We start from the raw sequence: 5723 nt of genomic DNA, 5'->3' as shown, positions 1-5723 counted from the left end.
AACAGCGCGCCCGAGATGACGCCGGGCGCGATGACCGGCAGCGTGACGCGGAAGAAGGTCGTGATCGGCGACGCCCCCAGGCTCAGCGAAGCGCGCACCAGGTTGTGGTTGAAGCTCTGCAAGGTGGCCAGCACGGTGGTGACGACAAACGGCGCGCCGAGCGCGGCATGCACGATGATCAGGCCGAGGTAGCTGTCGGCCAGGCCGATGCGCGCGAAGAACAGGTAGCAGGCCACGCCGACGACGACGATGGGCACCACCATCGGCGCGATCAGCAGGCTCATCAGCAGGCCCTTGCCCGGGAACTGCACGCGCGCCAGGCCAACGGCAGTGAGCGTGCCCAAGGTCGTGGCGATCAGCGTCGCGGCCGGTGCGACGATGAAGCTGTTCTTCGCCGCGCGCGCCCATTCGCCGGAGCTGAACAGGTTCTGGTACCACTGCATCGACCAGCCCGGCATCGGGTAGGCCAGGAAGGAACTGGCGGAGAACGACAGTGGCACGATGACCAGGATCGGCAGCAGCAGGAAGCCGAGCATCAGCACGCCGAAGCCGCGCAGCGCCCACCAGCCCAGCTTGTCGATCGGCGTGTAGTAGGCCGGGAAGATCGGCAGGTTCATCGCGGCCTCATCCCAGGCTGAGTTCGGACTTGACCAAACGCCGGTACACCGCATAGAGCAGCAGCGTGGCCGTCAGCAGCACGGTGCCCAGCGCGCAGGCCATGCCCCAGTTGACATCGACATTGGTGTACTGTGCGATGTAGTAACTCAGCATCTGATCGTCCGCGCCGCCCAGCAGTGCCGGTGTCACGTAGTAGCCGATGCTGAGAATGAAGACCAGCAGCGAGCCGGCGCCGATGCCGGGCCAGGTCTGCGGCACATAAACCCGGAAGAACGCGGCCAGCGGCGGGCTGCCGAGCGAGACTGCTGCACGCAGGTAGGTGCCCGGCACCGACTTCATCACGCTGTACAGCGGCAGGATCATGAACGGCAGCAGGATGTGCACCATCGCGATCACGACACCGGTGCGGTTGAACAGCAGCGTCATCGGCTCGTTGATCACCGACAGCGCCATCAGGCTCTTGTTGACCAGGCCTTCGCGCTGCAACAGCACGATCCACGCCGCCACGCGCACCAGGATCGAGGTCCAGAAGGGCACCAGCACCAGGATCATCAGCACGTTGGCGCGGCGCGCCGGCAGCGTCGACAGCCAGTAGGCCAGCGGGTAGGCCAGCGCCAGGCACCACAGCGTGACGACCAGGCTGATCTCGAAGGTGCGCAACAGGATGCGGCCGAAGACGCGCTGCTCGGGTTCGACGCGGGCGATGCCGCCTTCGGCCTGGCGCTTCAGGTCGACGGCGGTCAGCAGGTAGTCCGGTGTCCAGCGCGAGGCGTTCTTGGCGATCGCCTGCCAGTAGCGCAGGTCCGACCAACGCTCGTCGAGCTCCAGCATCTTGGCGCGCGTCTGCTCGGCGCTCAGCTTGTCGCCCAGTGGCAGCGCGCGGTAGGTGCTCATGATCAGCGAGCGGGCGCCGGAGGCTTCGGTGTTCAGCCGCCGTGCCAGTGCGCCGGCTTGCGAGCCTTCGGCCAGCGAGCCCAGGTCCTGGGCCACAGCAGCGAAGGCGGCCGCCGGCGGCGGGCTGCGGCGGTCCCACTCGGCCAGCGCCGCGCCGGTGCGCGACAGGCTGCCGGCCACTTCGGGGTTCTCGACCGCGCGCTGCAGCAGCGCGGCGATCGGCACCAGCAGCGTCAGCAGCAGGAACACCAGCAAGGGCAGGGTCAGGCTGATGGCCACCAGCCGGCGGCGCTGCTCTACCCTCAGCAGCGAGCGGCGCAGTTCGGTCGATCCGAGCACGGCGGTGGTCATCGTCAGCCCCTGCCGGCCGGTTTACTGGGCGGCCCAGGAAGCGAAGCGCTTCTCGAGCTCTTCACCCTGATCGGCCCAGAACTTGACGCCGAACTGCATCGCGTCCTTGGCATTGGCCGGCGCGGTCGGCAGGTTGGCCAGCACCTTGGCATCCAGCTTGGCCAGCGCCTTCTGGTTGGTCGGGCCGTAGGCGATGTTCTTCGCGTACTCGGCCTGGGCTTCCGGCGTGCTGGCGAAGGCGATGAACTTGTAGGCCGCTTCCTTGTTCGGCGTGCCCTTGACGATGGTCCAGTAGTCCAGGTCGTAGATGCCGCCGGTCCAGGTGATCTTCAGGTTCTTGCCTTCGCGGTTGGCGGCGTCGATGCGGCCGTTGTAGACCGTGCTCATCACCACGTCACCGGCCACCAGGTACTGCGGCGGCTGCGCGCCGGCTTCCCACCACTGGATGTGCGGCTTGAGTTCAGTGAGTTTCTTGAACGCGCGGTCGGCGCCTTCCTTGGTGCGCAGGACGGTGTAGACATCGGCCACCGGCACGCCGTCGGCCATTAGCGCGAATTCGAGGTTGTAGCGCGCGCCCTTGCGCATGCCGCGCTTGCCGGGGATCTTCTTGACATCCCAGAACTCGGCCCAGCTCTTCGGGCCATCCTTCAGCTTGTCGCCGTTGTAGGCCATCACGGTGGACCAGACGAAGACGCCGATGCCGCATTCGGTGACGCCGGCGCGCAGGAAATCGGCCCGGTTGCCGATCTTGGCGTAGTCCAGCTTCTCGAACAGGCCTTCATCGCAGCCCCGGGTGACGTCGGGCGACTCGACCTCGACCACGTCCCAGGTGATCTTCTTGGTCTCGATCATGGCCTTGATCTTGGCCTGCTCGCCGTTGTATTCGACCGGCACGATCTTGGCGCCGCCGCTCTTCTCGAACGGTTCGACGAAGGCCTTCTTCTGCGCCGCGCCATTGGCGCCGCCGAAGTTGACGACGGTGAGCTGGTCCGCGGCGGCCACATGGACCGACGCGGCTGCCAGAACGGCCAGGCTCAGAAAACGCTTGTTCATGACGAAACTCCTCGAGGAGTGGATGGGAAAGCGGGGGACTTCAGCTCCACTTCGATGAAGCGAAGCGCTTGCTGGCCGGCGTTGATGACGTTGTGCGCGACGCCGGCAGGCCGGGCGTAGGCCACGCCGGTGTGCAGCGTGGTCTGGATGCCGCCGACATCCAGCGTGCCGTCGGTGAGCGGGATCACGAGGTAGTCCATCATGTGCACGTGATGCCCGGTTTCGGCACCGGGCTCGAAGCACCATTCGGTGACGACGACGCGTTCGTTGTCCAGGCGCGGGATGGCTGTGGCCTTGTTCATGCGAAGGTGCTCAGGCGTAGACACGCAGGTAGGGTGTGGGGAAGTGCAGCCACACGGTTTGCCCCGGCACCGGCTGCTCGCCGGCGGACAGCGGCAGCTTCACGGTGGCCTGGGCCTGGCCGGCCAGCGCGCAGCGCAGCCGCAGGTGGTCGCCGAAATAGATCACGTCCTTGACGGCGGCCTTCAGCGTGTTGCTCACGTGTTCCGGCGGCGTGAACAGCGCTGCGACACGTTCGGGCCGCACCGAGGCCACCACCGCCGCACCGGGCAGTGCGCTGTTGACGTTGATGCCGGCCAGCCGCTCGCCGGTGGGCAGCACCAGCTCGCAGCCGCCGCCCTGTGACGCGCCGATGGTGCCGGTCAGCAAGGTGCTGTCACCGACGAAGCCGGCGACGAAGCGGTTGGCCGGGGTTTCGTACAGCCGCTCGACCGCATCGATCTGCTGGATCTCGCCGTCGTTGAACACCGCCACGCGGTCGCTCATCGTCAGCGCCTCGCCCTGGTCGTGCGTGACATAGACGAAGGTGACGCCAAGCTGGCGGTGCAATTCCTTCAGCTCGATCTGCATGTGCTCGCGCAGTTGCTTGTCCAGTGCGCCCAGCGGCTCGTCCATCAGCACCAGTTGCGGCTCGAACACCAGCGCACGGGCCAATGCCACGCGTTGCTGCTGGCCGCCGGAGAGCTGCCCCGGCAAGCGCTGGTCGCGGCCGGTGAGCTGCACCATGGCCAGCGCCTTGGCCACCCGCGTGGCGATCTCGGCCTTCGGCACCTTGCGCACGGTCAGCGGGTAAGCCACGTTCTGCGCCACCGTGAGGTGCGGGAACAGCGCGTAGTTCTGGAACACCATGCCGAAGTTGCGCTTGTGCGGCGGTGTGCGCGTGATCGGCGAGCCGTCGAGCAGGATCTCGCCGGCGGTGGGCGATTCGAAGCCGGCCAGCATCATCAGGCAGGTGGTCTTGCCCGAGCCCGAGGGGCCCAGCAGCGACAGGAACTCGCCGCGGCGGATGTCCAGGTCCAGCGAGCGCACGACCAGCGTCTCGCCGTCGTAGGTCTTCTGCACGCCGCGGAATTGCACCAGCGTGTCGCGCGCCGCCTGCTGCGCGCCGTCGCCCGCATCGGCCGGTGGCTGCACCACGCGCAAGGGGGGAGCGGGACGCTTGGACACTGAGCTCATGGTGCGGTGGTCCTTGGGGGCCGGGGGTGCGCGCGGGGATGCGTGTGCGGGGGATGTTGCCGTTGTCAGGCCAGGCGGTCGAAGCAGTCCGCCAGGATGGCCAGGCCTTCGTCGAGCAAGGCGTCCGAAGCGGTCAGGGGCACCAGCACGCGGATCACGTTGCCGTAGCTGCCGCACGATAGCAGGATCAATCCGGCCTGCGCAGCAGCCTTCACCACGGCACTTGTCAGTGCCGTGTCGGGTTGATGCAGGTCACCGCCCCGGCACAGCTCGATGGCGACCATTGCGCCGAGGCCGCGCACATCGGCGATCACCGGATGTTTCGCGGCGATGGTGCGCAGGCCGGCCTTCAGTCGTTCACCGATGGCCTGGCTGCGGGCCAGCAGGTCCTGCGACTCGAAGGCCTCCAGCACCGCCAGCGCCGCCGCGCAGGCCAGCGGGTTGCCGGCGTAGGTGCCGCCCAGGCCACCGGGGCCGGGTGCGTCCATCATCTCGGCGCGGCCGATGATGGCCGACAGCGGAAAGCCGCCGGCCATGGACTTGGCCATCGTGATGATGTCCGGCGCCGCGCCGCCCCATTGTTCGCAGGCCAGCCAGGTGCCGGTGCGGCCGGCGCCGGTCTGCACCTCGTCGGCGATCAGCACGATGCCGTGCTGGTCGCACAGCGCACGCAGGCGCTTGGCGAAGTCCACCGGCGCGGCATGGAAGCCGCCTTCGCCCTGCACCGGCTCGAGGATGATCGCGGCCACGCGGGCTGGCTCGACATCGGCCTTGAAGATGGCGTCGATCGAGGCCATCGCGTCGTCGACGCTGACGCCGTGCAGCGCGCACGGGAACCGGGCGTGGTAGACCTCGGCCGGGAAGGGCCCGAAGCCCGCCTTGTACGGCGCGACCTTGCCGGTGAGCGCCATGCCCATCATCGTGCGGCCGTGGAAGCCGCCGCCGAAGGCGATCACCGCGGAGCGCTTGGTGTAGGCGCGTGCCACCTTGATGGCGTTTTCCACCGCTTCGGCGCCGGTGCTCATGAAGAAGCTCTTCTTGGCGAAGTCACCAGGCGCCTTGGCGTTGAGCCGTTCGGCCAGCTCGACATACGGCTCGTAGGCCAGCACCTGGAAGCAGGTGTGCGTGAAGCGCTCCAGCTGCGCCTGCACAGCGGCGACGACGCCCGGGTGGCGGTGGCCAGTGTTCAGCACCGCGATGCCGCCGGCGAAGTCGATGTAGCGCTTGCCTTCGACATCCCAGACCTCGGCGTTCTCGGCACGCTGCACGAAGATCTCGTGGGCCTGGCCCAGGCCGGTCGGCAGTGCGGCGCGGCGGCGGGCCATCAGCGC

The 5723-nt window shown here is 67.9% G+C and carries 6 protein-coding genes; all 6 read right to left on the bottom strand.

What is annotated here, in order from left to right; all coding sequences use genetic code 11:
- On the bottom strand, nucleotides 1-617 hold a 617-nt coding region (locus tag VLK61_RS13130), incomplete at its 3' end, for an ABC transporter permease (protein ID WP_325421848.1).
- 7 nt (nucleotides 618-624) lie between these two features.
- The gene (locus tag VLK61_RS13125) at nucleotides 625-1863 is read right to left on the bottom strand and encodes an ABC transporter permease (protein WP_325421846.1); all 1239 of its coding nucleotides are present in this window, start codon (nucleotides 1861-1863) and stop codon (nucleotides 625-627) included.
- 21 nt (nucleotides 1864-1884) lie between these two features.
- On the bottom strand, nucleotides 1885-2916 hold the full coding sequence (locus VLK61_RS13120) for an ABC transporter substrate-binding protein (RefSeq protein WP_325421844.1): 1032 nt from the start codon (nucleotides 2914-2916) through the stop codon (nucleotides 1885-1887).
- Nucleotides 2913-3218 (bottom strand): cupin domain-containing protein, encoded by a 306-nt coding sequence (locus VLK61_RS13115; protein ID WP_325421842.1) that lies wholly within the window; start codon nucleotides 3216-3218, stop codon nucleotides 2913-2915. Before VLK61_RS13115 ends, VLK61_RS13120 begins: the two co-directional genes overlap by 4 nt.
- A 10-nt stretch (nucleotides 3219-3228) precedes the next feature.
- Nucleotides 3229-4392 (bottom strand): ABC transporter ATP-binding protein, encoded by a 1164-nt coding sequence (locus VLK61_RS13110; RefSeq protein WP_325421840.1) that lies wholly within the window; start codon nucleotides 4390-4392, stop codon nucleotides 3229-3231.
- A gap of 65 nt (nucleotides 4393-4457) precedes the next feature.
- The coding region (gene gabT, locus VLK61_RS13105) for a 4-aminobutyrate--2-oxoglutarate transaminase (RefSeq protein WP_325421838.1) at nucleotides 4458-5723 on the bottom strand (1266 nt) is incomplete at its 5' end.

The sequence above is a fragment of the Aquabacterium sp. genome (genome assembly GCF_035476535.1).
GTDB lineage: Bacteria > Pseudomonadota > Gammaproteobacteria > Burkholderiales > Burkholderiaceae_C > Pseudaquabacterium.
The sequence above is the reverse complement of the archived record's forward strand: the minus strand, read 5'-3'. Positions and strand labels throughout refer to the sequence as shown.